The organism is Vibrio sp. (assembly GCF_984391705.1).
On sequence record NZ_CFHWOM010000001.1, the window covers coordinates 361,501 to 382,025 of the forward strand.

Here is a 20,525-nt window from a genome sequence, read left to right on the forward strand (position 1 = left end):
ATTTTGGTATTTCTATTTTTCTTCATCTTTTAGTGTCGATAATAGCGTAATCCGGTGGACAAGAAAGGAAATGTATATGGATACGTTAACTGCGACGCATCAGAGATCAATTTGGCGGAATCGGCCGTTTCAAATTCTATTCTCTAGCACTTTGTTTGTTGCCTTCAGTGCGCAAATTTATAATCTGGCTATGCCATTGTTAGTGTATGAATTGACTGAGTCTTCTGAAGTCATGGGTTGGATGCGAGCGGTAGAATTTTTACCTAACTTGCTGTTAGCACTGTTTATTGGGGTATGGGTTGACCGAGTAGACAAAAAACGTTGGTCCCAAGTGATGTTATGCGGCCAGGCGGTTATGGTTCTTATCTCCTATACCGCAGTGGAATTGATGGACAATCCTCTTTGGGTGCTGTTCCCTTCAGCATTTTTTATGATGGCATGTAACTATGGCTACCATAATGCCCGAATGTCGATGATGAAAAGTGTTTTACCAAAAGAGACACAAAATACTGCGATTGCAAGAATGAGTTCGCTGAGTAGCTTTATGGAAACGGTTGGACCTGTTTTATCTGGCGTTTTGATGTTGATGTCTGCGATTCATAATGTATTCATTGGCGTTGGAATTATGTTGCTGATCGCTTATTGGCAACTAGATAAGTTGCAATATCAACCCTCGGTGAACATAAGTCAAAAGGGTGTATTTTCAGCAATCAAAGAAGGTTGGCAAATTCTTAGAGCTGAGCGAAATATGTGGATCATCACGTTAGCCGTTATGGTGATCAACATGACAGGAGCAATGTTTTGGATTCAGGCGATTTACTACGCCAAAGCAGAACTCGCTCTCAATGCGGTTGAAGTCAGTTACTTGATTGCAGCCTCTGGTATTGGTGGCTTAGTCGGCTCGTTTAGCGCAGATAAAGTGCGAAAAAAATGGGGGCTGGGGTGGCTGTTGATTGTTTCTATTGCCTTCGAAGCCGTGGGCTTTGTTTTCCCTTTAGTCGTTCCGGGAGTTGTAAGCTTAGCGATATCGTTTTTTTGGATATCAGCGATTGGTTTGTATAGCAGCATTTGTATTTGGAGTTATCGCCAAGAAGCGTTTGACGAGAGTTGCCTTGGGCGCGTAACTGGCCTAACGGGTTCACTTTTTAAACTACTCATGCCTATTGGCCTCGCGGGCTCTGGCTACATTACCGCTGCAGTAGGTGTCGAGCCTTTATTTGTCTTTTGTTTCACGCTGCAATTAATGGTCGCTTTGGTTTTAGTAGTTACCAAAGTTCGCGAGATAAAGTAGTTCAAATAATCCCTTTAGTTTCACTCTGAGTGTGGCTTAAGGGGTTATACGGCTATTTGTTTTTGATCGACTCGTACATAAATAGTGTCGATATCGATAATAGAGCTTAATTCGAATAAGCGTTTGATAAGTTTTTTGTTCAATTGTGTTCCAGCTTTAATCAAGCACCCTCCATTGTGAGCTTTGATATCATGCACTAGAGTCATACCCGCTCTTAATTCTGACAAAGCAGACAACTCGTGCACTTGGCTTTGGATTTGGCGAATTTTAGCTTCGTTTTGGTCTGGTTCATGCTGAGAAGACAGACTAATTTGAGTGTCCACGGTTTCATATAGATGCTGCTGATAGAGGTGTTTGAGTTCACTGACCGCTGCCTGTATTTTTTCTTGTGCACACTTAATCGAGATCGGTTTCACCAGAAATGCGTCAACTTCCAAAGTCATACATGCGGAAATTGTATTTGTATCGGACAGTGTGGTTACGGCAATGATATTGGTGTGATGTGAGCTGTTAGTTTGGTTCATACGAACAGCTTTGATAAGCTCGATACCGTTAACTTTGGGCATGTTAATGTCAGTTATGATTAAATCGATTTTGTTTTGATCACACTTCATTATCGCTTCTTCGCCATCTTTAGCGGACAATAGATTCTCGTATCCACTCCTTACTAGCATGCTAATAAGGGCTTGTCGCGAGAACTTATGATCTTCTACCACAAGAATAGTAAAGTTGGTTGGATCAAATTGACTCATAATGTCACTTCCGTATTGTCGATATATGAGTGATGTACAAGGTAGCTAGCTAAACGCTCGATTTCCTTGCGACTTTCGTTGATTGTGTTTCTTAATTGTTCCCAATTCTCATCTAAAGCCGTGTTTTGTAACGACTCAAAATGTTGGGCAAGTGTCTCTGCACCAGCGGAACGAGCTGCCCCTTTTGCCGCATGAGCCACTTGTTGTAACGACTTAGCTCGTTGGTCTTTGTGAGCCGTAATGATTAGGGCGATGTCTTCTTGTACAGAATCCCAGTAGCCTGCCAGAAGGGGAGCAAGGATACCTTTATCTGTCGTACCTAGGATTTGTCCCAGAGCTTCAATAGAAATTGGCTCCGGCTGTTCAGCGATCTCAGTTGGTTTTGGTACAGGAAGGTTGGCGGTATTATTTTGTTTAGTTGTGGGTATAGGTGAAATCAGCATCCACTTCTTGATGGTGTCTGACAAAGTCTTAAGTTCTACGGGTTTAGTTAGGTAGTCGTCCATACCAGCCGCAATACACTGCTCGGAAGCCTCTACTAAAGCATTGGCCGTGATAGCTATAATCGGAATGTGGCCAAGGCTCTTATTTTGCCTTTCGAATGCTCTAACTTGTTTGGACAACTCATAACCATCCATGACCGGCATATGGCAGTCCGTTAGGATTAAATCAAAACTGCCTTCCTTCCATTTTTGTAGAGCTTCTTGTCCGTGTATTGCGATCTCGCAATCATAGCCCAGATAATCGAGTTGGCGTCCAATGACGTCTCGGTTCGTAGGTTGGTCATCGACGACAAGTATAAGGCCTTGTTCTTTTTGCTTAGATCTGTTTTCGAGCGATGGGTCTGCGACAGACTCTTTGTAACCACAGCTTAGTTTCCCGCGAATAACGCCGATTGCTTTAAATAGCTCACTTGGTTTTAATGGGCTGCAAGCCATGACGTAACTGTTGTCTCGAACCAAACCAAGTTCCGCACTAGGCTCGCGGGTTAAATAAATGAACTTTTGTTGGTCTAGTAACGGAGAGTTAAATTTAGAAATCGGGTGCTCATTAAAAAAGTGAAAGAGATCTGGCCCTATAATCACAGCGTCGAGAGCGACTTTTGCTCTTGATGCGTATTCCAAAACCGATAGTGCTTTTTGCATTGTGGGCACTAAACGACTCTTGCTTTGGTAGTGCGATAAGTTGATATCACAGAAAGTTGCGATGTTGTCGTCTCCGGTTACGAATAACAACCGCGAGCCGTTTATATAGCTTGGTACGGGGTCATGCGGATTGTCCTCTGCCGCAATAAAAGGTAGCTCGATATAAAATCGGCTCCCTGCACCATAGTGACTCTCTACCCGAATTGTTCCTCCCATGAGCTCAAGAAGGGAGTTGGTAATAGATAGGCCTAATCCTGTACCACCATAAAGTCGTGTTGTACTTGTATCAGCTTGAGTGAAGGCACTGAATAATCGCTTCATTTGCTCTTCAGTCATTCCGATGCCATTGTCCTCTACGATGATCTCGATAAACGGCGCTATATCATGCATATTTAACGTCGCAGAGACCCAAACCTTGCCTTTGAGCTCATCGGTACTGTCAGTAAACTTAACTGCATTACCAATGATATTGAGTAATACTTGGCTTAAACGGACGCTATCGCTCATGATAACTTTAGGTAAGTCTGCGTCATAAGTGAGGTATAACTCGATTCCTTTGTTATTGGCTTGAAGGCACAATACATCCAGTGTTCTCTCAATGAGTTTTTGTAGCTCCACAGGAACGCTTTCAAGCGACATTTGGCCCGCTTCAATCTTAGAAAAATCGAGAATGTCGTTGATGATATGCAGCAGAGTAAGGGCTGAATCTTTGATGGTTGAGACCATATTTTTCTGTTCATTGTTCAGCTCAGTTTCGCTTAATAAACTTAACATCCCCACCACACCGTTCATGGGCGTACGAATCTCATGACTCATGTTCGCAAGGAACATCGATTTTGCTTCGCTGGCAGCGAGTGCTATTTCACTTTCATGACGGAAACTCTCTTGTGCGTTTTTCTCTTTGGTGATGTCTATATTGACTCCGCCCATCCCTATTGGGATCTCTCCACTTTCATCGAATAGAACGTCGGCCGCGGCTTTTATCCATCGTATTTGGCCATTGGGTAACTCGATGCGGAACTCAGAATTGAACTGACTGAGCTGTTCTCGTGCTTCTGTGAGTGCTTTTTCTGCAGGGTAGATGTCTTCATCTAGTACTCGGTTTTGCCACATCATGTAGTTGTTTTCACAGTTTTGCGGGTCGACTCCGTACATTTCGTACATTCTCTCGTCCCATGACAGCTCATTAGTCGTGAAGTCCCAGCTCCAAATGCCAATACCACCTGCTTGAGTTGCTAGATTGAGTTTACGAAGTACGCTTTCGAGCTCATTTTGGCTTCTTCTTAACTCCTTTTGTACTAAATGTTGAGAGTGTAAATCCCGCAAAGTAACAATGATTTTGTTTCGGCCTCGCATAGTGATATAGCGAACTGATCCGGATAAAGAGTGCAACCCTGAGTGATTGTTAACCTTAATTAACATATCAAGCGGCACCTCTCGGTGCATGTCAGCGGCTGTCAATGCATCTTCAATCAAGTTGCTGTCGAGGTCGTGAAGTAAAGAGCTGATGTGGGTACCAATGAGTTGTGGTTTCTGAAGACCAAATAGATTCAACGCGACATCATTTATATCCAGTAAGGTTAGGTCGTGATCGAGTAAAAGCATGTTATCCAATGACTGCTCAAACAATACCCCTATTTGATTGTCATGTTGCTCCAGTCGGCGATTTTGTGAAGATACCAACTGAGAGAGCTGTTCGTTTGAGTTCTTGAGCTGTTCACTAACTTGATGGATTTTCGTTACATCAGTTTGTCGAAGTACTAAGTAGCGACTAGAGCTGTCTTGTTGAGTCATAACTTCAACAGCGAGGCTGAGCCATTTAGACTCGCCGTTGATGTCTATACTCATTTCAATTGGAGATGGGGGTGGCTTATCGACAATGTTAAGCAATTGGCTGTAAGAATCACTTTCCGCAAATTGTTTGAAGAAATCGGTTACTCGGACTCCGATTAGGTCATTAAGAGTTACTTGGTAGTAGTTAACGAAAGCGGGGTTAGCGTAGAAGATCGTATGAGAATCTTTTTGACCATCAAAAATGATAAGCCCTTCAGAGAGTAAATCCAGGATACTTGTTTTTAGATTTACCGCCGCCGAATGCTTAGCGCTCCCTTTCTTGTCGGGTAACAATGCCGATATCAGCTTTCTCATAACCTACCCATACCGTTGATTTGTTTTTATTAAACTGTATGCATAATTATAGAGAGTTTCTGTAAGGACGTTGTTATTTTTATCGCTGAGTAGAATACTCCGTTGAACTCAAGGAGAGTAAGATTGGTGCTCCATTTTAATGAAGCCAACCTTTAATCTACTTACGATATAGAGAACTCTTCGCGCAGCCAATTTCTTAGTGTTAGTACATGTTCATTTTTTAGTTTGTCTGGCGAGCTGGCAAAGTAAAAATCTTGGTGCGGATTCAATACCGGTTCACCGACTTCAACCAGTGACCCATGTTCGACCTCATCACGAATGAATTGCCTGTGTGTGACAAAAACACCAAGGCGACGAACGGTAGCTTGGACCGCTTGAACGGATGCATTAAAACTAAGGTTGTAACTGCTGTCAGGAATAGGTAATTGGTGCTGTTCACACCAAACTTGCCAATCATATTTTCGTCTTTCATTGGCCGCAATAATCGCTGGGTAATGGGCTAAAAGAGCTTGAGGTGTGGTTGCTTTTTCGAGCAAATCAGGACTTGCTACCATCACAAGCTCATCTTGCGCCAACAATTCGCAATAGTAGTCTTGCCATTCATCCGTTTTGCCATGAATGATCGCGACATCGACCCCTTCGTACTCCATAGCAAAGCTTCCCGTCAACGTTGAAATACGGATGTCGAGTTGAGGGGCAACGTCATTGAGCCGGCTTACTCTTGGTATCCACCAATGCATGGCAAGCGAGTTAACCATATTTAGTGTTAAGCGATGGCTCTGTTGCTCGCCAATCATCTCTTGTGTCGCGTTGACGATTTGCTCTAGGGCTGGGGCGATTTGCTTATAGTATTTTCGCCCACTGGCATTTAATACCACATTCCTACCTACACGTTGAAACAGCGGCTGGCCAAGTTGAGTTTCGAGCGACTTGATCGCTTGGCTCACTGCTGAGTGACTGACATTGAGTACTTTAGCAGCATCTGTCATACCGCCTGTTTCTGCAACAGCAATAAAAGAGTAAAGAGATTTTAGGGGGGCGTATTTTTTCATCTGTTAGTTTTTCTTACTAGTTGTGTAACAAATACTCGTTTTTATTTATTCCGTGATCGACCTAGACTTAGCGCCAACACGGGAGGAGTTATGCCGAATCAGTTGTACCCAATATTATTCATGTTATCGTCCACGTTCAGTTTGTCACTAACTGGGCTTTTTTCCAAATATCTCAGTCAATATTTGGAGCCAAGTTTATTGAGCTTACTTAGGTTTTTCTTGCCAATGAGCTTGATTCTTATCTTTGTTTTGTTGCCTAAAATCCGCATCCCTGAACGCCGACTGATGAAGCCACTTTGGTTGCGAGCTTTGTGTATTGGCTTGTGTCAGATCTGTTTTATTTACTCGCTTCAGCATTTATCCTTGGTCGAGAGTGTAGTGCTATTTAGCACTGGTCCCATGTTCATCCCTCTGTTAGAAAAGTTAATATTTTCAGTGCGCGTGAGTTGGCTAAATATTTTAGGGGGCGTGATGACGTTTACTGGCGTTTTGCTGTTGGCTGGGGACGTCTCGGGTTTTGAGCTCCGATTAGAGTTACTCATTGGCTTAGCCGCGGGGGGCTTTAATGCTGGGTCTCAACTGGCGTTGTATAGAGCAAGTAAAACGGATCTCAATGCATTTGAGATTAACTTTTGGACATTTCTATTTGCCTCCATTGTTATATTGCCATTTATTTCAATCAGTGCGCTGCAACACACTCAATGGATAGCGATGGATGAGATGAGCCCATTGATTCTAATTGCTGCATTAGTTGGGTTAGCGGGGCTGATCATTAATACTCAAGTATTTCGTTCAAAAGCGTATAAGTTGGCTGAATCAAACTCTCAGTTAGCGCCATTAATCTATACAAATTTGCTGTTTACCGCGCTTTGGCAGTTCCTATTTTTTAACGAAAGCTATCAAGGGAGGGAGCTATTGGGTTTAGCTTTGATTATTTTGGCCAATGTGGTGTGCGCATTTTTACCTAAATGGCTGAAAGCGATGGAAAGGATTCGAGTTAAACAGCAAGTCCAATAAATATATGCGAGGGTACCGCTATTACAGCTGTATTCTCGCAACACCATTTTTGCCATTTTGTTTGACGCTATACATAGCTTGATCTGACGCCACGTAGAGCTCCTCGAAGCAATGACCTTGTGGCGTAAATTGACATATCCCAATGCTGAAGCCGATATTTGCAATGCCGTTCTCAAGTTGAATAGGTTGGTAAGATTGGCTTAGTAACTTATCGGCGAATTGGTTAAAGCAGTGTGGTTCATCATTATGACAAAGAATCACAAACTCATCGCCACCAAGTCGAGAAATAAACGCATCACGAGGAGCGTACCGTTTCAGCCAAGAGGCAACCTCAATCAAAACTAAATCGCCAGCCTTATGACCAAGGTTATCGTTGACGTTTTTGAAGTTATCTAAATCAATAAACACTAATACTGAAGATCGTAATGGATGAGCATTGGTATATTCCACGAAATATGACTTAAGTGCTTGTCGATTGAATAGTCCGGTGAGAGGGTCTTCATGGGCCAGGCGAGACAGCTCTTCTTCATAGCGTTTTTCATTGGTGATATCAATGTGAGTACCCATGATTCTCAGTGGTTGCCCATTCGCATCGTATTCTACGATTCGACCTCGATCAGAGACCCAACTATGGCTACCGTCTTTGTGTAACATACGATGCACGACCTGATACGCGTCTGATTCCCCTTTAAGGTGGGCTTCAAAAGCTCCGACTGCGAGATCGTAGTCTTCAGGGTGAAGTTTACGTTTCCACACGTCCACTGTCGCTTCTAGTTCATGAGGTTGGTAGCCCAGCATCTTTCCCCATTCCATATTGAAAATGCGCAATTTCCCTGTTGGGACATGTTGCTCCCAAAGACATAAACCAGTGCCGTCTAAAGCGGCATTGAGCTTCTCTTCGAGACGCTGATTGGTCTGTTCTAGTTCAGTGATTTTTTGCTGAAGCTGAGCAATCTTGGTTTCGTACTCTTCCATGAGTGTGATTTATAAAATTCAGTTATGTTTTTCTAGTCTGCCATAAGTGAATGTTTAATGAATAGTATCGAAGGCGCAATTCTGTGACGAAACGTTTCTAAGACAGTTTTTAGTTGGAGATGGCGACAAGCGCAAGGTGTTCTAGGCTTAACAGTGACCGACCTAAGAGTCTGGCATGATTAAGGAACGCACTATGAGCAAACCAATAATAGCGGACAACAAGCCTGTTAAAGTCGAGCTAGTAGAAGGGCAAGAGTACTATTTCTGTCGATGCGGTAAATCGAAAAAACAACCATACTGTGATGGTTCACATGCAGGCACTGCATTTAAACCATTGAGCTTTGTGGCAGATAAAAGTGAAGATGGTTATTTGTGCCAGTGTAAACACACTGCCAACGCGCCATTTTGTGATGGCACTCATAAGCAGTTTTCTGCAGAGCAAGTGGGAAAGGAGGGACCCGGTGTTAGTGCTCGCTCAGAAGCGATGCCGATAGCCGTTGTCACTCCTGAAGAGCCAACGGTTGAGTTTATTCACCAGCTAGCGCGAGAAGGTCTTAGCAAGATGGGGCATCATGGCCCTATGGCCGCTATGGGTGTACCGCGAAATCAATTGCCGAGTTGGGATGACATTCAAATCATGGTCGCTCAAATGGCAACCAAGCCTCTGCTTGAAGAGGTCGCTGTCTCGACAGAGCTTGTTATCGGCCCGCAAGCAAAGCGCCCGCTAACATTGAAAATCCCGCTGTTTGTCTCTGACATGAGTTTTGGCGCGCTATCAGAAGAGGCGAAAGTCTCTCTCGCAAAAGGGGCAGAGCTAGCCGGTACGGGCATTTGCTCCGGAGAGGGCGGTATGCTGCCAGAAGAGCAAGCGGCTAATTCACGCTACTTTTATGAGTTAGCCAGTGCAGGGTTTGGCTACAGTGAAGATAAGCTTACAGGCGTTCAAGCATTCCATTTTAAAGGTGGTCAAGGAGCTAAAACAGGGACTGGAGGTCACCTTCCTGCCAACAAGAATATTGGCAAAATTTCGGAGGTACGCGGTATTCCGGAAGGCCAAACGGCTATCTCACCGCCAACTTTTAAGGACTTAAACAGTGTCGAGGACTTTCAACGTTTTGGTGACCGTGTCAGAGAGGTGACTGGGGGGATTCCTATTGGTTTTAAACTCAGTGCCAATCATATCGAACAGGACATCCAATTTGCTTTAGATGCTGGCGCGGATTACATCATTTTAGACGGTAGAGGCGGTGGTACTGGAGCGGCGCCCACTATGTTTCGTGACCACATTAGTGTGCCAACTATCCCTGCATTGGCGAGAGCGCGTCGTTATCTAGATGAGCAGGGGGCATCTGGGCGAGTGACGTTAATCATTACCGGTGGCTTACGTGTGCCTATGGACTTTGTTAAAGCAATGGCACTCGGCGCTGATGGTGTAGCGATTTCAAACAGTGCTATGCAGTCGATTGGCTGTGTTGCGGCAAGAATGTGTAATACCAACAACTGTCCGGCAGGGATCGCAACCCAAAAAGCGGATCTTCGCCAGCGTTTAAATGTGGATAAAGCGTCATTGCAACTCAAGAACTTTTTTGAAGCTTCCGTTGAGTTAATGCAGGTGATGTCGAGAGCATGTGGTCATTCCGCATTGAGTCAGTTTAATCATAATGATTTAGCGACTTGGAATAGAGAGATGGCAAAACTTTCTGGAATCAACTATTCGGGTTTTGATAAGTCATAAGATTGAAGGCCCGTTTGATGCGGGCCTTCAATACTTCTGCACTATTTAGCTCGAGCTGGAACGAGCCTCTTACCAAACACATTGATTAACGCCCCTGTTACGATCAGTCCACCGCCCATGTAGGTCCAAATAGATGGGATCTCGTTAAACAACCAGACACCAATCAAGGTTGAAAATACGATCTGAACATAAGAGTAGGCTGATGCTTGGCCAGCGGCTTGAGTCTGCATCGCTTTAGTCAAACCATGTTGGCCTATCTGAGTAAAAATACCGACCAAAACCAGCATCATTGTCATGTACAGGTTAGGCATGACGAAGTCGTTCCACATTAAGGCGATAGAGGTAGGCAAGGCAATCATTGGGAAATAGAAAATGATCACTGAGCTGTCTTCAGTTTGGCTGAGTTTACGCACAACAACATAGGCAATAGAACTACCTAGAGCTCCAACGAGCGCCATCATGACGCTAAATAATGGCAGCTCATGCGCTGAATTTTCGGTCATACTAGGTTGTACCATCAGTCCTAAGCCGACTAAACAGAGTGCAATGCAAATGAGAGTTGCAGGCTGAATACGCTCTTTAAGAAACAGTAAGCCAAGTAGCGCAGTAAACACAGGGTGTACGTATTGCAAAATGGTCGCTTCAGCGAGGGGCAGTGTTGTTACCGAGTAGTAGACACACATTAATGCCAGCGTGCCAACTGCACCGCGCAGTAATAGTAGTGGTTTGTTGTTTCCCCAAACAGAAAGGCATTTACGTTTGATGTCGATGTAACTAATGATAAGTGAGACGAGAGCCCGAGCGGCGACGATCTCAAACAGAGGAATACCGTGAACGCTGACGTATTTTACGCAGGCTGACATAAGTGCAAAACCTAGCGCTGACAGCAGCATGAAGCGAACCCCAACAGGGATAACTGGAGTGAATGTAGAAGGCATTCTTATTCTCAACGTTCTCAATTAAGTTGGCTATGATACGGCAAGCTGAGGTGATGTAAACCATACGCTTGTAGCGGATATCGTGTGGTGTCACTCACAAGGTTTGTTGATATGTGATGCCAAGTGATAAGCTGAGTAAAGAACAAGGTCCGAACAACGAGGTTGAATCCTGTGCAAAGCCAAACCACATCAGCACCTTTAACACCAGACCCGTCCGAAACGAAAGGCCAATCTAAGAATCTCGCCATTTTACTGGAGCTCTTGGCTTTCATTAAACCTTATAAGCTCAAAGTTGCCGCGGCCTTGTTAGCATTGGTGTTTACAGCGTCGCTAACCTTGTCTGTTGGTTACGGGGTTCGCATTCTTATTGATCAGGGATTTACCCAGCAATCGACAGAGCAGCTCACTAACGCCATTCAGTTTATTTTGACCATAACGGTGCTGATTTCTATTGGCACCTTCTTTCGTTTCTATTTGGTTTCTTCGGTCGGAGAACGAGTCAGCGCGGATATCCGCTTGGCAGTGTTTAACCATGTGATTGGCCTTCATCCCAGCTACTTTGAAACCAATGGCAGCGGAGACATCATGTCGCGCTTAACCACTGATACCACCTTGTTGCAAAGTATTATTGGCTCTTCGTTTTCCATGGCAATGCGCAGCGCACTGATGTGCATTGGTGCCGTGATCATGCTGTTTGCCACCAACGTGAAACTGACCTTAATTGTCTTGGCATCCGTACCTTTTGTACTGGTGCCGATCCTGTTTTACGGTAGACGGGTTCGAGCTTTATCACGTCAGAGTCAAGATTCGATGGCGGATGTGGGCAGTTATGCGGGAGAAGCGATTGAACATATCAAAACAGTACAAAGCTACAGTTATGAACAGCATGAGCAGGCGGCATTTTCTAAGGAAGTAGAGCGCGCTTACGACATCGGTCGACGTCGAGTAAAGCAGCGAGCGATTTTGATCTCTGGCGTAATTGTGATTGTGTTCAGCGCGATTGCAGGCATGCTGTGGGTGGGCGGAACGGATGTCATTCAAGGCACTATGTCAGCGGGTGACTTAGGCGCTTTCGTCTTTTATGCCATTATGGTCGCCTCTTCTGTTGCTACAATTTCCGAAGTGCTGGGAGAGCTGCAACGTGCGGCCGGAGCAACGGAGCGATTGATCGAAATTTTGCAGGTGGATAGCCACATTGCGCCGCCGACCGACCACCAGAAAACAGCTGATGGATTAGCCAGCGAAGTATCCTTTGAGCAGGTGACGTTTCACTATCCCTCTCGTCCTCACTCAGCGGCGATTGAACAACTTAATTTGACAGCACGTGAAGGAAAAGTGCTGGCGTTAGTTGGCCCGTCAGGCGCTGGGAAAACTACGCTTTTTGAATTGCTCCAGCGTTTCTATGACCCAAGTGAGGGAAAGGTTACGTTAGGTGGTGTCGATGTACGGGCGTTTGATCCAACCGTATTGCGTCAGCAAATGGCCTTGGTTCCTCAGCAACCTGCACTGTTTAGCAATGATGTAATGCACAACATTCGCTATGGCAACCCCCAAGCGACAGATGAACAAGTGATAGAAGCAGCAAAGAAAGCGCATGCTCACGATTTTATTATCAAGCTACCTGAAGGATATGCGAGCTTCTTAGGTGAGCGGGGCGTGCGTTTATCTGGTGGGCAAAAACAACGTATTGCCATTGCGCGCGCCATTCTAAAGGATCCTGCCATATTGTTACTGGATGAAGCGACTAGTGCGCTCGATAGTGAAAGTGAGCACCATGTTCAACAAGCATTGGAGCAGCTAATGAAAGGCAGAACGACGATCATTATTGCCCATCGACTCTCGACGATTCAGCATGCAGACCAAATAGCGGTGTTAGATCAGGGCCGACTGGTTGATGTCGGCCGTCATAGTGACTTGATGCAAAGCTGTGAGCTTTATCAGCGGCTGGTGGAGTTGCAGTTCAAATCCATCCAGTAATTGAGGTAGACCTATTGGGCCATCTCTTTTAAAGGTGCTTTTCTATTGTTTGGATTAATGCTGGGTTCATTGGCGATGTAGAGCTTGGGAACGTCGCCACCACTTGACCGTTGGCGTCAATTAAGTACTTGTAGAAATTCCACCTAGGCTCTACTCCCGCTTGCTGAGTTATTTGGGTAAAAACATGATTTGCAGAGTGGCCTTTCACTGAGCTTCTTGCCATCATAGGGAAGGTCACGCCGTAATCTAGGTAGCACACTTTAGCTGTATTCTCTTCACTGCCTCGGTCTTGTTTGAAGTCATTCGATGGGAAACCCACCACGGCAAAGTTATTAGCTTTGTATTTTTGATGGAGCTGTTCTAACTGCGAATATTGAGAGGTAAAACCGCATTGGCTAGCCGTATTCACAACCAATAGCGTTTTGCCTTTGAACTGCTCGCATAAATTGATGGTTTGATCAGAGTTGAGAAGCCTTTGCTTTGCACCGAGAAGTGTGGGGCAGTCTGCTGCACTGATCGCAGCGCTGTAGCTAAGTAGTATCGCAGGTAGAATAAATAGGCGTGATATCTTCATCGTGCTAGTCCTTCAATCAAGTTTAATTATAGGTACTGATTTTTCAGCTTCGCGATCATAGAAGAGACTTATTTTCTTGTTATCTACTCTCTGGGTCTCAATTTAACGTAATGGTAAGCTGCTATTTGCAGAAGAGAAAGGCACAGAAGAAAAAGCGAGAGTTTGCTCTCGCTTATCGAATTACATTAGTTCAACTTCTACATCGCTTTGTAATTGACTAGAGCAGGCTAGGGTGTAGCCATTAGCGAGATCGTCTTCCGACAGCGTTTCAGTGCTGGTCTGTGACACTTCACCTTTGGTTACCTTACATTTGCATGAACCACACATACCACTGCGACAGGCGATGATGATGGGGACGCCGTTTTCTTCCAATACATCTGCTAACGTTGCCCCATGAGCGGCTTGAGTAGAAACGCCAAAAGACGGGACTTCAAATTGGACTACATCTGTTGAGCCTTCACTTTGTTTAGATTCAATCGGAGTAAAGCTTTCTTGATGGAATTGTTCTTGCTCAACACCAAGCGCCAGTGAGTTGGACTCCATATCTTGCATGAATAGAGTTGGCCCACAAAGGTAAACGGTGCGCTCGGCAAGATCGGGGCAAAGTGTACTTAGCCACCCTTTATCTAAGCGTCCTTGAGGATGACGGGTGCCAGTATTGTCTTTCAGTAACAGCTTCAAGTTGAAGTTTTCGTGTGTGGCGTCCATTGATTCCAAGCGATCGAAGTAGATGGTTTGACGCGCACTTTTGGCCATATGAATAAAGACAATATCAATGTCGGTTTTATCGCGCAGCCACGTGGAAGCCATCGACATAACTGGTGTGATACCACAGCCCGCGCTGAGCAGGGCGACTTTCTGTTTTGGCTGGCAATCAACGCTATTAAATGGCCCAGTTGGCGCTAAAACATCGACGAGGTCACCAGGGTTAAATTGGTCAATAATGTGGTTCGATACTAAGCCGTTATCCACTCTCTTTATCGTGAGTTTTAAATGGTCATCACCCGGCATAGAAGCGATGGAATAGGCGCGAAACTCCATTTTTCCATTAAGTTCAAAACCTAGCGAAACAAATTGACCCGGTTTGAAGTTGCTAAAATGCAGGTGGCTGCCATCCGCCGCCATGAGTGTAATACTTACCGTATCTTCTGTTTCTTGCCATTTATCACTGCAGCGCATTTTAGCTGCCTGGTTATTCTGCCATTCAATAAACATCTTGATTCTCTTAGACAAAAGCACCCAACAACAGATGGAATACCTGCTTGTTGAGCGCTAATAGTGAACGATTAAGCCGCTAGGATGGTTTTTAGATCATCTTCAACATTGCCAATGCTGCGCATGTCGAATTTCTCTTGAATGATGGCGAGTAGGTTATCGGTTAAGAACGCAGGCGCCGTTGGGCCGGTGTAGATGCCTTTCACGCCAAGAGCGAACAGTGTGAGTAGGATAACAATCGCTTTTTGCTCGAACCAAGATAGAACGAGAGTAAGCGGCAGCTCGTTAATGTCACAGTCGAACTCTTTCGATAGCGCGAGTGCCAACTGAATTGCTGAGTACGCATCGTTACATTGGCCAACGTCTAGAAGACGTGGAATGCCGTTGATGTCGCCAAATTGATTCTTGTTAAAGCGGAATTTACCACAAGCAAGGGTTAGGATGACGCTATCTTCTGGAGCTTGCGCTGTGAAGTCGGTGTAGTAGCTACGCTCAGACTTGTCACCGTCACAACCACCCACTAGGAAGAAGTGCTTGATGTTGCCTGCTTTCACTTCTTCAACCACTGCTGGTGCCGCTTGCATGAGTGCGTTGCGACCAAAGCCCACCGTGATCATTTGCTCAATTTCATCGTGCTGGAAACCGTCTTGTGCAAGTGCGCATTCGATCACTTCACTGAAATCATCACCTTCAATGTGCGCCACGCCAGGCCAGCCAACAATGCTGCGAGTAAATAGGCGATCGGCATATTGACCCACGTTAGGGTTAAGCAGACAGTTTGACGTCATCACGATTGCGCCAGGGAAGTTAGCGAACTCCTTTTGCTGGTTTTGCCAAGCGCTACCGTAGTTACCCACTAGGTGAGGGTACTTCTTAAGCTCTGGATAACCATGTGCAGGTAGCATTTCACCGTTGGTGTAAACGTTGATGCCTTTGCCTTCTGTTTGTTGAAGGATCTTTTCTAGGTCGTGTAGGTCGTGGCCTGATACTAGGATGGCTTTACCTTTGACAGTCTTGACGTTAACCGCTGTTGGCTCTGGATGACCAAAAGTTGCAGTTTCACCGTGATCCAGCATCTCCATAACTTTATAGTTCATTAGACCGATTTGCATAGAGCATTCTAGAAGTGCATTAAGGTCTTCTGGGTCAGTACCTAGCCATGCCATGATTTGGTGGTATTCCGCGTAGATGTCATCATTGGTTTGTTCTAGTACGCGAGCGTGTTCCATGTACGCAGCAGCGCCTTTCAAACCATATAAGCAAAGTAGGCGAAGGCCAATCACATCTTCACTGATGGTTTGGTAGCCACGGTTTACCGCCACTTGTGGTGCGAATGCTAAGATCTCTTCGGCGTTGGCTGGTAACTCAAAATCAGCGACGCTTGGAGCATTTTCTAGTTCAACATTACCCAGTTTTGCAGCAGCAAGAGTTTGTTCTTTTAGGCGCGCTTTAAATTGTGCCGCTTGCGAAGCGAGCTCAAGGATACGTTCAGGGTCGAAGTTAACGTTAGTGAGTGTAGAGAAGAAGGCGCGAGGAGCCCATTGGTTAACTTCACTATCGATGATGTTGAATGTTTTCGCTTGTTCAGCCCAGTATGAGACACCTTGCAATGTGTAAACCAGAACGTCTTGTAGGTCAGAAACTTCAGAAGTTTTACCACACATACCTTGTGCGAATGAACAGCCTTTAACAGTAGGGGTTTGAATAGTCTGTTCACATTGAATACAGAACATGGCGCGTCTCCAGTAACGATTAAATAATTATCAGCGGTTTAATCCGCTTGGTTTTAATATGTCACTGTAAGAGCAGGTAACGTGCCACTTTTTAAGTTGTTGTTTTTATTGGTATACATGTATTTTTGTTGTGCCCGGTGTTGTAAAAACAACATCGTGCATGATGTTGTTTTTACAACAAGAATTGATGGCGACTAAATGTTGATATCGAATTTCTTGCCCATGCGATATAGATTTCCTCGGTCCATCTGCAAAAAATCCGCTGCTTTTGACCAAGTTCTCTCCGATTTATCAAGCGCATGGATGATCAGGTCCTTTTGATAATCTTCTATCAATGAGCGCATACCGGCGCTTTGTTGGGGGAAATACTTGGATGTGTTTTTTACATCGCTAGTTTTGTACTCACCATCAAAGTGGCTAGTCTGAATGATTTGCTCATTTTGCTGGATAGCTCTTAGAGCGGCGCGGGTTAAGGTATGCTCTAACTCACGTACATTACCAGGCCAGACTTGGCTCTCTAGTTGAGTCAGCGCCTTGGAATGAAGGTGTAAGTTGGGGATGTTAAATTGGCTGCGAACCTTTTCGAGCAAATAGCCGGCAAGAACTGGAATGTCGCCTTCTCGTTTACGTAGCGGAGGCACGGCAATTGGGAAAACGTTTAAACGGTGATATAAGTCGGCTCTAAACGACCCTTGAGCGACTTCTTGTTCTAGGTCTCTATTGGTTGCAGCAATGATGCGTACATTGACTAATAGGTGTTTATCACTGCCGACACGTTGTAACTCGCCTTGTTGAATGACCCGTAACAATTTGGCTTGCAGTACCAAAGGTAATTCACCCAGTTCATCTAAGAAAATCGTGCCCCCATCGGCCAGTTCAAATTTACCAGCTCGGGATCCATTTGCGCCAGTAAACGCGCCTTTTACATGACCAAATAACTCACTTTCTGCCAAACCTTCGGGCAGTGCTGCACAGTTGACGTAGATCATCGGCTTGGTGCTGCGATGTGATTGAGCGTGGACGCTGTGAGCGACCAACTCTTTGCCTACCCCTGTTTCTCCCGTGATCAGTACTGCATAATCGGATTGGGCTACCGTTGCGATGTTGTTCCTAAGCTGTTGGATTTGAGGACTTAGTCCAACCATTTCACCTTCTTTAGAGCGAGCTTGTTGGATCAAGGTTTCAGTTACGTGTTTTTGTTTTTTGTTTTGTGCTTTTAACGCTTTGATTTGACCGATATTACGCAGGGTAGCAGCAGCAAGTGCGGCAAAGGTTTCAATGGTGACCGATTCGATGGCGTCAAAGGCGCCGACAGTCATTGAATCTAAGGTGAGTAAGCCAACCAGTTGTCCATCCACATGCAAGCTACAACCTAAACAGTCGTGCACGTCGAGCTCCGCTTCTTCGCTAAGTAGCACGCCACTGAAAGGGTCAGGCAGCTCGCAGTTAGCATCAAAACGGACTGGCTGTTTGCTTTTCATTATCGCTTCAAGGCGAGGGTGCGCTTTAGGGAAAAAACGTCTTCCGAGAACGCTGGCCGATAGGCCTTTTACGGCGACAGGCACCAAGAAGCCATCTTCGTCAAAGATAAATAAGGCGCTGGCATCACATGGAAAAACTTGATCAATACCGTCGATCAAATGTTGATATTGCGCTTCGCTATTGAGGTTGGAGCTGAGGTTGAGTGCGATATCAAGCAGCACTTGGCTCATGTTTTGATGCATTACAATGTACCCGCCAATGATTATTGCGGGCAATCCTAACAATTGGATGTCATTTTAACATCGTACCTATGGGTATAAACGCTATACGGTTGATTTGTATCAAGTGAAATCTTATCCAGCATTAAATTGTGAGCGGTACTGCTGAGGTGAAACACCCACTAGGCGGCGAAAGTGGTGCCGCATTGTTGTGGCATTGTCAAAGCCTGCCAGATTGGCGAGTTGCTCCACCGAGGTAGATTCTTGTTCTAATAATGCCTTCGCTCTTTCAATCCGTTGCTGGGTTAACCACTCTTTTGGTGACATATTGAAGCTGCTACGAAACTTGCGATCAAAGGTTCGACGCGACATGTTCGCTTTACTGGCTAGGGTATCGATTTGAATCACTTTATCTAAGTTACTTTTCGCCCAATCCAAGGTCTGGGAAAACTGGTTAGGGACTTCAAGCAAAGGCGTTTCGACAAACTGAGCTTGGCCGCCAGAGCGATGCCCTGACACTACCAAACGTTTCGCCACTTGGTTTGCGACTGAGTAGCCAAAGTCGTTGCGAATAACAGCCAGTCCTAAATCTAACGCAGCAGCACTACCTGCAGAGCAGCCAAAATTACCATCGAACACATACAAAACATCTGGTTGATAGTCGACGTTTGGAAATTGGGCGCGAAACTTTTGCTCATACATCCAATGTGTTGTCGCTCTTTTTCCTTCCAGAAGTCCGAGTTTCGCTAATAAAAACGCACCGGAGCATAAGGTCAAAATTCGTTTACCTTGCTGAGCAAATAGGCTTACTTGCTGCTCGATGGCTGGCGGAATGGAAAAGTCCCAAGTAGGCCAGCCAGGGACAATAAGCGTGTCGTAGTTGGTTAAATCTTCAATGCGTTGGGCGGTTAAGGTAATTCCGCCAGTGGTATTGATACTCTCACCTTCGAGATTAACGACATCTGTGGTGTACCAAGTGTCAAATTCAGGTCTTGGTAAAGCAAACAACTCAATGGCGCAGGACATCTCAAATAAAGTGACGTGTGAGTGGGCGAGTATGGCAATACGATTCATTTTCCAATCCTTGGTGAACAAATAGCTTGGCTTAATATTAACGAAGCTTGTCTTATAAGCCAGTTCTTTTGCTTGAAATTTCACCGCATTATAGGTGGTGTCGAAAGCGAACAAGGAGAAATGGTATGGGAAGTGCAGTATCAAGAGTGGCAGCGGCAAGTAGCAAAGAAGCACTAGAGCATTTTGAATCACTACTAAAGTTTGAAACTGATTGTTGGGATGTTCACCACGCGTTAAGCAATGATTTGCAAGACTTCGTGCTGGTTGATGTACGTGGTGAAGCGTTATATCAGCAAGGACATGTGGACGGTGCGATCAATATTCCTCACCCAAGGCTTAACGAAAAGCGATTGGCACAATTTCCTCAAGACACCTTGTTTGTTGTCTATTGCGCAGGTCCACATTGCAATGGCACAGAGAAAGCCGCTATTCGTCTCTCTAAATTAGGCCGACCAGTGAAGAAGATGATTGGTGGGGTGACAGGTTGGCTTGATGAAGGGTTTGAGTTGGTTTCGCAGGAGGTCGCAGTATGCAATTAATTGTTGGAACGGATTCAACATGGTCTTTACGAGCTTGGTTGTGCGCGCAAATTGTAGGTGTCGATGTTGAAGTGAAAGTGATTGATTTATCCAAAGAAGAGCGAAAGGCTGAGCTCAAGGCTTTATCATCTTCAGGTTTAGTCCCTGTGTTACGTGATAAACAGGTAACGATTCACGATTCATTAGCCATCGCAGAGTATTTAAATGAGCTATCGAATGGAAAACTTTACCCGCATGCGCAAAGTGAAAGAGCAGTAGCGCGTGCGATGTGTAATGAAATGCATTCTGGCTTCATGTGTTTACGCGAGCAATGCAGTTTTACACTTGAAACTGTGCCACCCGCTGATCTGACTCATCCTGGGTTAAAGCAAGATGTAGAGCGGGTGACGGCTATTTTTTCTCAAGCACAAAGGCGATTTATGTTTGAAGAGCCTGGTTTAGTGGATGCGTTTTACGCGGTATTGGCGTATCGCTTACAAACATACGGAATTGAGTTGCAAGGGAAGGCACTCGACTACCAACGAAGTTTGCTCAATTGGTCATTATTGAACAAGGGCATTGATGAACTGAGAGCTTGGCAAGCTAACGTCTGAACATATTCCCATCAAGTGTTTTCATAGTATGCACATTATGCATAGTTGTCTTGTTTAAATGTCATTT

Annotated in this window: 16 protein-coding genes; 6 read left to right on the forward strand and 10 right to left on the reverse strand. The window is 45.0% G+C overall.

Annotation, left to right across the window (positions count from 1 at the left end):
- Window positions 1-76: 76 nt before the first annotated feature.
- Window positions 77-1,291 carry an MFS transporter gene (locus tag AC4MRV_RS01745; protein WP_491185693.1) on the forward strand — a complete coding sequence of 405 codons (1,215 nt, stop codon included), beginning with the start codon at window positions 77-79 and terminating at the stop codon, window positions 1,289-1,291.
- Window positions 1,292-1,335: 44 nt separating this feature from the next.
- Here AC4MRV_RS01745 and AC4MRV_RS01750 read toward each other — a convergent pair whose 3' ends face one another.
- The 3 genes from AC4MRV_RS01750 to AC4MRV_RS01760 form a co-directional block, all read right to left on the reverse strand.
- The gene (locus AC4MRV_RS01750) at window positions 1,336-2,043 is read right to left on the reverse strand and encodes a response regulator (protein ID WP_491185694.1); all 708 of its coding nucleotides are present in this window, start codon (window positions 2,041-2,043) and stop codon (window positions 1,336-1,338) included.
- Window positions 2,040-5,336, reverse strand: coding sequence for an ATP-binding protein (locus AC4MRV_RS01755; protein WP_491185695.1), 3,297 nt, complete (start codon window positions 5,334-5,336; stop codon window positions 2,040-2,042). Before AC4MRV_RS01755 ends, AC4MRV_RS01750 begins: the two co-directional genes overlap by 4 nt.
- Before the next feature lie 161 nt (window positions 5,337-5,497).
- A complete protein-coding gene (locus AC4MRV_RS01760) occupies window positions 5,498-6,388 on the reverse strand; it encodes a LysR substrate-binding domain-containing protein (RefSeq protein ID WP_491185696.1) in 891 nt (296 codons plus the stop codon).
- Window positions 6,389-6,478: 90 nt separating this feature from the next.
- Here AC4MRV_RS01760 and AC4MRV_RS01765 point away from each other — a divergent pair, with 90 nt between their 5' ends.
- Window positions 6,479-7,405, forward strand: coding sequence for a DMT family transporter (locus AC4MRV_RS01765; RefSeq protein WP_491185697.1), 927 nt, complete (start codon window positions 6,479-6,481; stop codon window positions 7,403-7,405).
- Window positions 7,406-7,426: 21 nt separating this feature from the next.
- On the opposite strand, the gene AC4MRV_RS01770 is transcribed toward AC4MRV_RS01765, so the two are convergent.
- Window positions 7,427-8,380: a GGDEF domain-containing protein gene (locus tag AC4MRV_RS01770; RefSeq protein WP_491185698.1), complete on the reverse strand. Its 954-nt coding sequence runs from the start codon at window positions 8,378-8,380 to the stop codon at window positions 7,427-7,429.
- Window positions 8,381-8,573: 193 nt separating this feature from the next.
- Here AC4MRV_RS01770 and AC4MRV_RS01775 point away from each other — a divergent pair, with 193 nt between their 5' ends.
- A complete protein-coding gene (locus AC4MRV_RS01775) occupies window positions 8,574-10,115 on the forward strand; it encodes a glutamate synthase-related protein (protein ID WP_491185699.1) in 1,542 nt (513 codons plus the stop codon).
- A 41-nt stretch (window positions 10,116-10,156) separates the two neighbouring features.
- Here the strand turns inward: AC4MRV_RS01775 and AC4MRV_RS01780 are convergent, their stop codons facing one another.
- Window positions 10,157-11,053, reverse strand: a complete 897-nt coding sequence (locus AC4MRV_RS01780) for a DMT family transporter (RefSeq protein WP_491185700.1) — start codon at window positions 11,051-11,053, stop codon at window positions 10,157-10,159.
- A 171-nt stretch (window positions 11,054-11,224) separates the two neighbouring features.
- Here AC4MRV_RS01780 and AC4MRV_RS01785 point away from each other — a divergent pair, with 171 nt between their 5' ends.
- The gene (locus AC4MRV_RS01785) at window positions 11,225-13,030 is read left to right on the forward strand and encodes an ABC transporter ATP-binding protein/permease (RefSeq protein WP_491185701.1); all 1,806 of its coding nucleotides are present in this window, start codon (window positions 11,225-11,227) and stop codon (window positions 13,028-13,030) included.
- Window positions 13,031-13,058: 28 nt separating this feature from the next.
- On the opposite strand, the gene AC4MRV_RS01790 is transcribed toward AC4MRV_RS01785, so the two are convergent.
- The 5 genes from AC4MRV_RS01790 to AC4MRV_RS01810 all read right to left on the reverse strand — a co-directional run bounded on the left by AC4MRV_RS01790 (window position 13,059) and on the right by AC4MRV_RS01810 (window position 19,326).
- The gene (locus AC4MRV_RS01790; protein ID WP_491185702.1) at window positions 13,059-13,604 is read right to left on the reverse strand and encodes a glutathione peroxidase; all 546 of its coding nucleotides are present in this window, start codon (window positions 13,602-13,604) and stop codon (window positions 13,059-13,061) included.
- 180 nt (window positions 13,605-13,784) lie between these two features.
- Complete coding sequence (locus tag AC4MRV_RS01795) at window positions 13,785-14,819, reverse strand: FAD-binding oxidoreductase (protein WP_491185703.1); 1,035 nt, start codon at window positions 14,817-14,819, stop codon at window positions 13,785-13,787.
- 71 nt (window positions 14,820-14,890) lie between these two features.
- Window positions 14,891-16,552, reverse strand: a complete 1,662-nt coding sequence (gene hcp, locus AC4MRV_RS01800) for a hydroxylamine reductase (RefSeq protein WP_491185704.1) — start codon at window positions 16,550-16,552, stop codon at window positions 14,891-14,893.
- A 194-nt stretch (window positions 16,553-16,746) separates the two neighbouring features.
- Entirely contained in the window at window positions 16,747-18,276 is a 1,530-nt protein-coding gene (gene norR / locus AC4MRV_RS01805) for a nitric oxide reductase transcriptional regulator NorR (RefSeq protein ID WP_491185705.1), read from the reverse strand.
- Window positions 18,277-18,387: 111 nt separating this feature from the next.
- Window positions 18,388-19,326 carry a helix-turn-helix domain-containing protein gene (locus AC4MRV_RS01810; protein WP_491185706.1) on the reverse strand — a complete coding sequence of 313 codons (939 nt, stop codon included), beginning with the start codon at window positions 19,324-19,326 and terminating at the stop codon, window positions 18,388-18,390.
- Between the two features lie 125 nt (window positions 19,327-19,451).
- On the opposite strand from AC4MRV_RS01810, the gene AC4MRV_RS01815 reads away from it, so the two are divergent.
- Window positions 19,452-19,865, forward strand: a complete 414-nt coding sequence (locus AC4MRV_RS01815; protein WP_491185707.1) for a rhodanese-like domain-containing protein — start codon at window positions 19,452-19,454, stop codon at window positions 19,863-19,865.
- Window positions 19,856-20,458 (forward strand): glutathione S-transferase family protein, encoded by a 603-nt coding sequence (locus AC4MRV_RS01820; RefSeq protein ID WP_491185708.1) that lies wholly within the window; start codon window positions 19,856-19,858, stop codon window positions 20,456-20,458. Before AC4MRV_RS01815 ends, AC4MRV_RS01820 begins: the two co-directional genes overlap by 10 nt.
- Window positions 20,459-20,525: the final 67 nt, after the last annotated feature.

Coding starts and splice junctions, on each gene's coding strand:
- hcp (WP_491185704.1), bottom strand. CDS start 16,552: ATGTTCTGTATTCAATGTGAACAGACTATTCAAACCCCTACTGTTAAA.
- norR (WP_491185705.1), bottom strand. CDS start 18,276: ATGCATCAAAACATGAGCCAAGTGCTGCTTGATATCGCACTCAACCTC.
- AC4MRV_RS01795 (WP_491185703.1), bottom strand. CDS start 14,819: ATGTTTATTGAATGGCAGAATAACCAGGCAGCTAAAATGCGCTGCAGT.
- AC4MRV_RS01760 (WP_491185696.1), bottom strand. CDS start 6,388: ATGAAAAAATACGCCCCCCTAAAATCTCTTTACTCTTTTATTGCTGTT.
- AC4MRV_RS01780 (WP_491185700.1), bottom strand. CDS start 11,053: ATGCCTTCTACATTCACTCCAGTTATCCCTGTTGGGGTTCGCTTCATG.
- AC4MRV_RS01790 (WP_491185702.1), bottom strand. CDS start 13,604: ATGAAGATATCACGCCTATTTATTCTACCTGCGATACTACTTAGCTAC.
- AC4MRV_RS01810 (WP_491185706.1), bottom strand. CDS start 19,326: ATGAATCGTATTGCCATACTCGCCCACTCACACGTCACTTTATTTGAG.
- AC4MRV_RS01745 (WP_491185693.1), top strand. CDS start 77: ATGGATACGTTAACTGCGACGCATCAGAGATCAATTTGGCGGAATCGG.
- AC4MRV_RS01755 (WP_491185695.1), bottom strand. CDS start 5,336: ATGAGAAAGCTGATATCGGCATTGTTACCCGACAAGAAAGGGAGCGCT.
- AC4MRV_RS01765 (WP_491185697.1), top strand. CDS start 6,479: ATGCCGAATCAGTTGTACCCAATATTATTCATGTTATCGTCCACGTTC.
- AC4MRV_RS01815 (WP_491185707.1), top strand. CDS start 19,452: ATGGGAAGTGCAGTATCAAGAGTGGCAGCGGCAAGTAGCAAAGAAGCA.
- AC4MRV_RS01770 (WP_491185698.1), bottom strand. CDS start 8,380: ATGGAAGAGTACGAAACCAAGATTGCTCAGCTTCAGCAAAAAATCACT.
- AC4MRV_RS01750 (WP_491185694.1), bottom strand. CDS start 2,043: ATGAGTCAATTTGATCCAACCAACTTTACTATTCTTGTGGTAGAAGAT.
- AC4MRV_RS01775 (WP_491185699.1), top strand. CDS start 8,574: ATGAGCAAACCAATAATAGCGGACAACAAGCCTGTTAAAGTCGAGCTA.
- AC4MRV_RS01820 (WP_491185708.1), top strand. CDS start 19,856: ATGCAATTAATTGTTGGAACGGATTCAACATGGTCTTTACGAGCTTGG.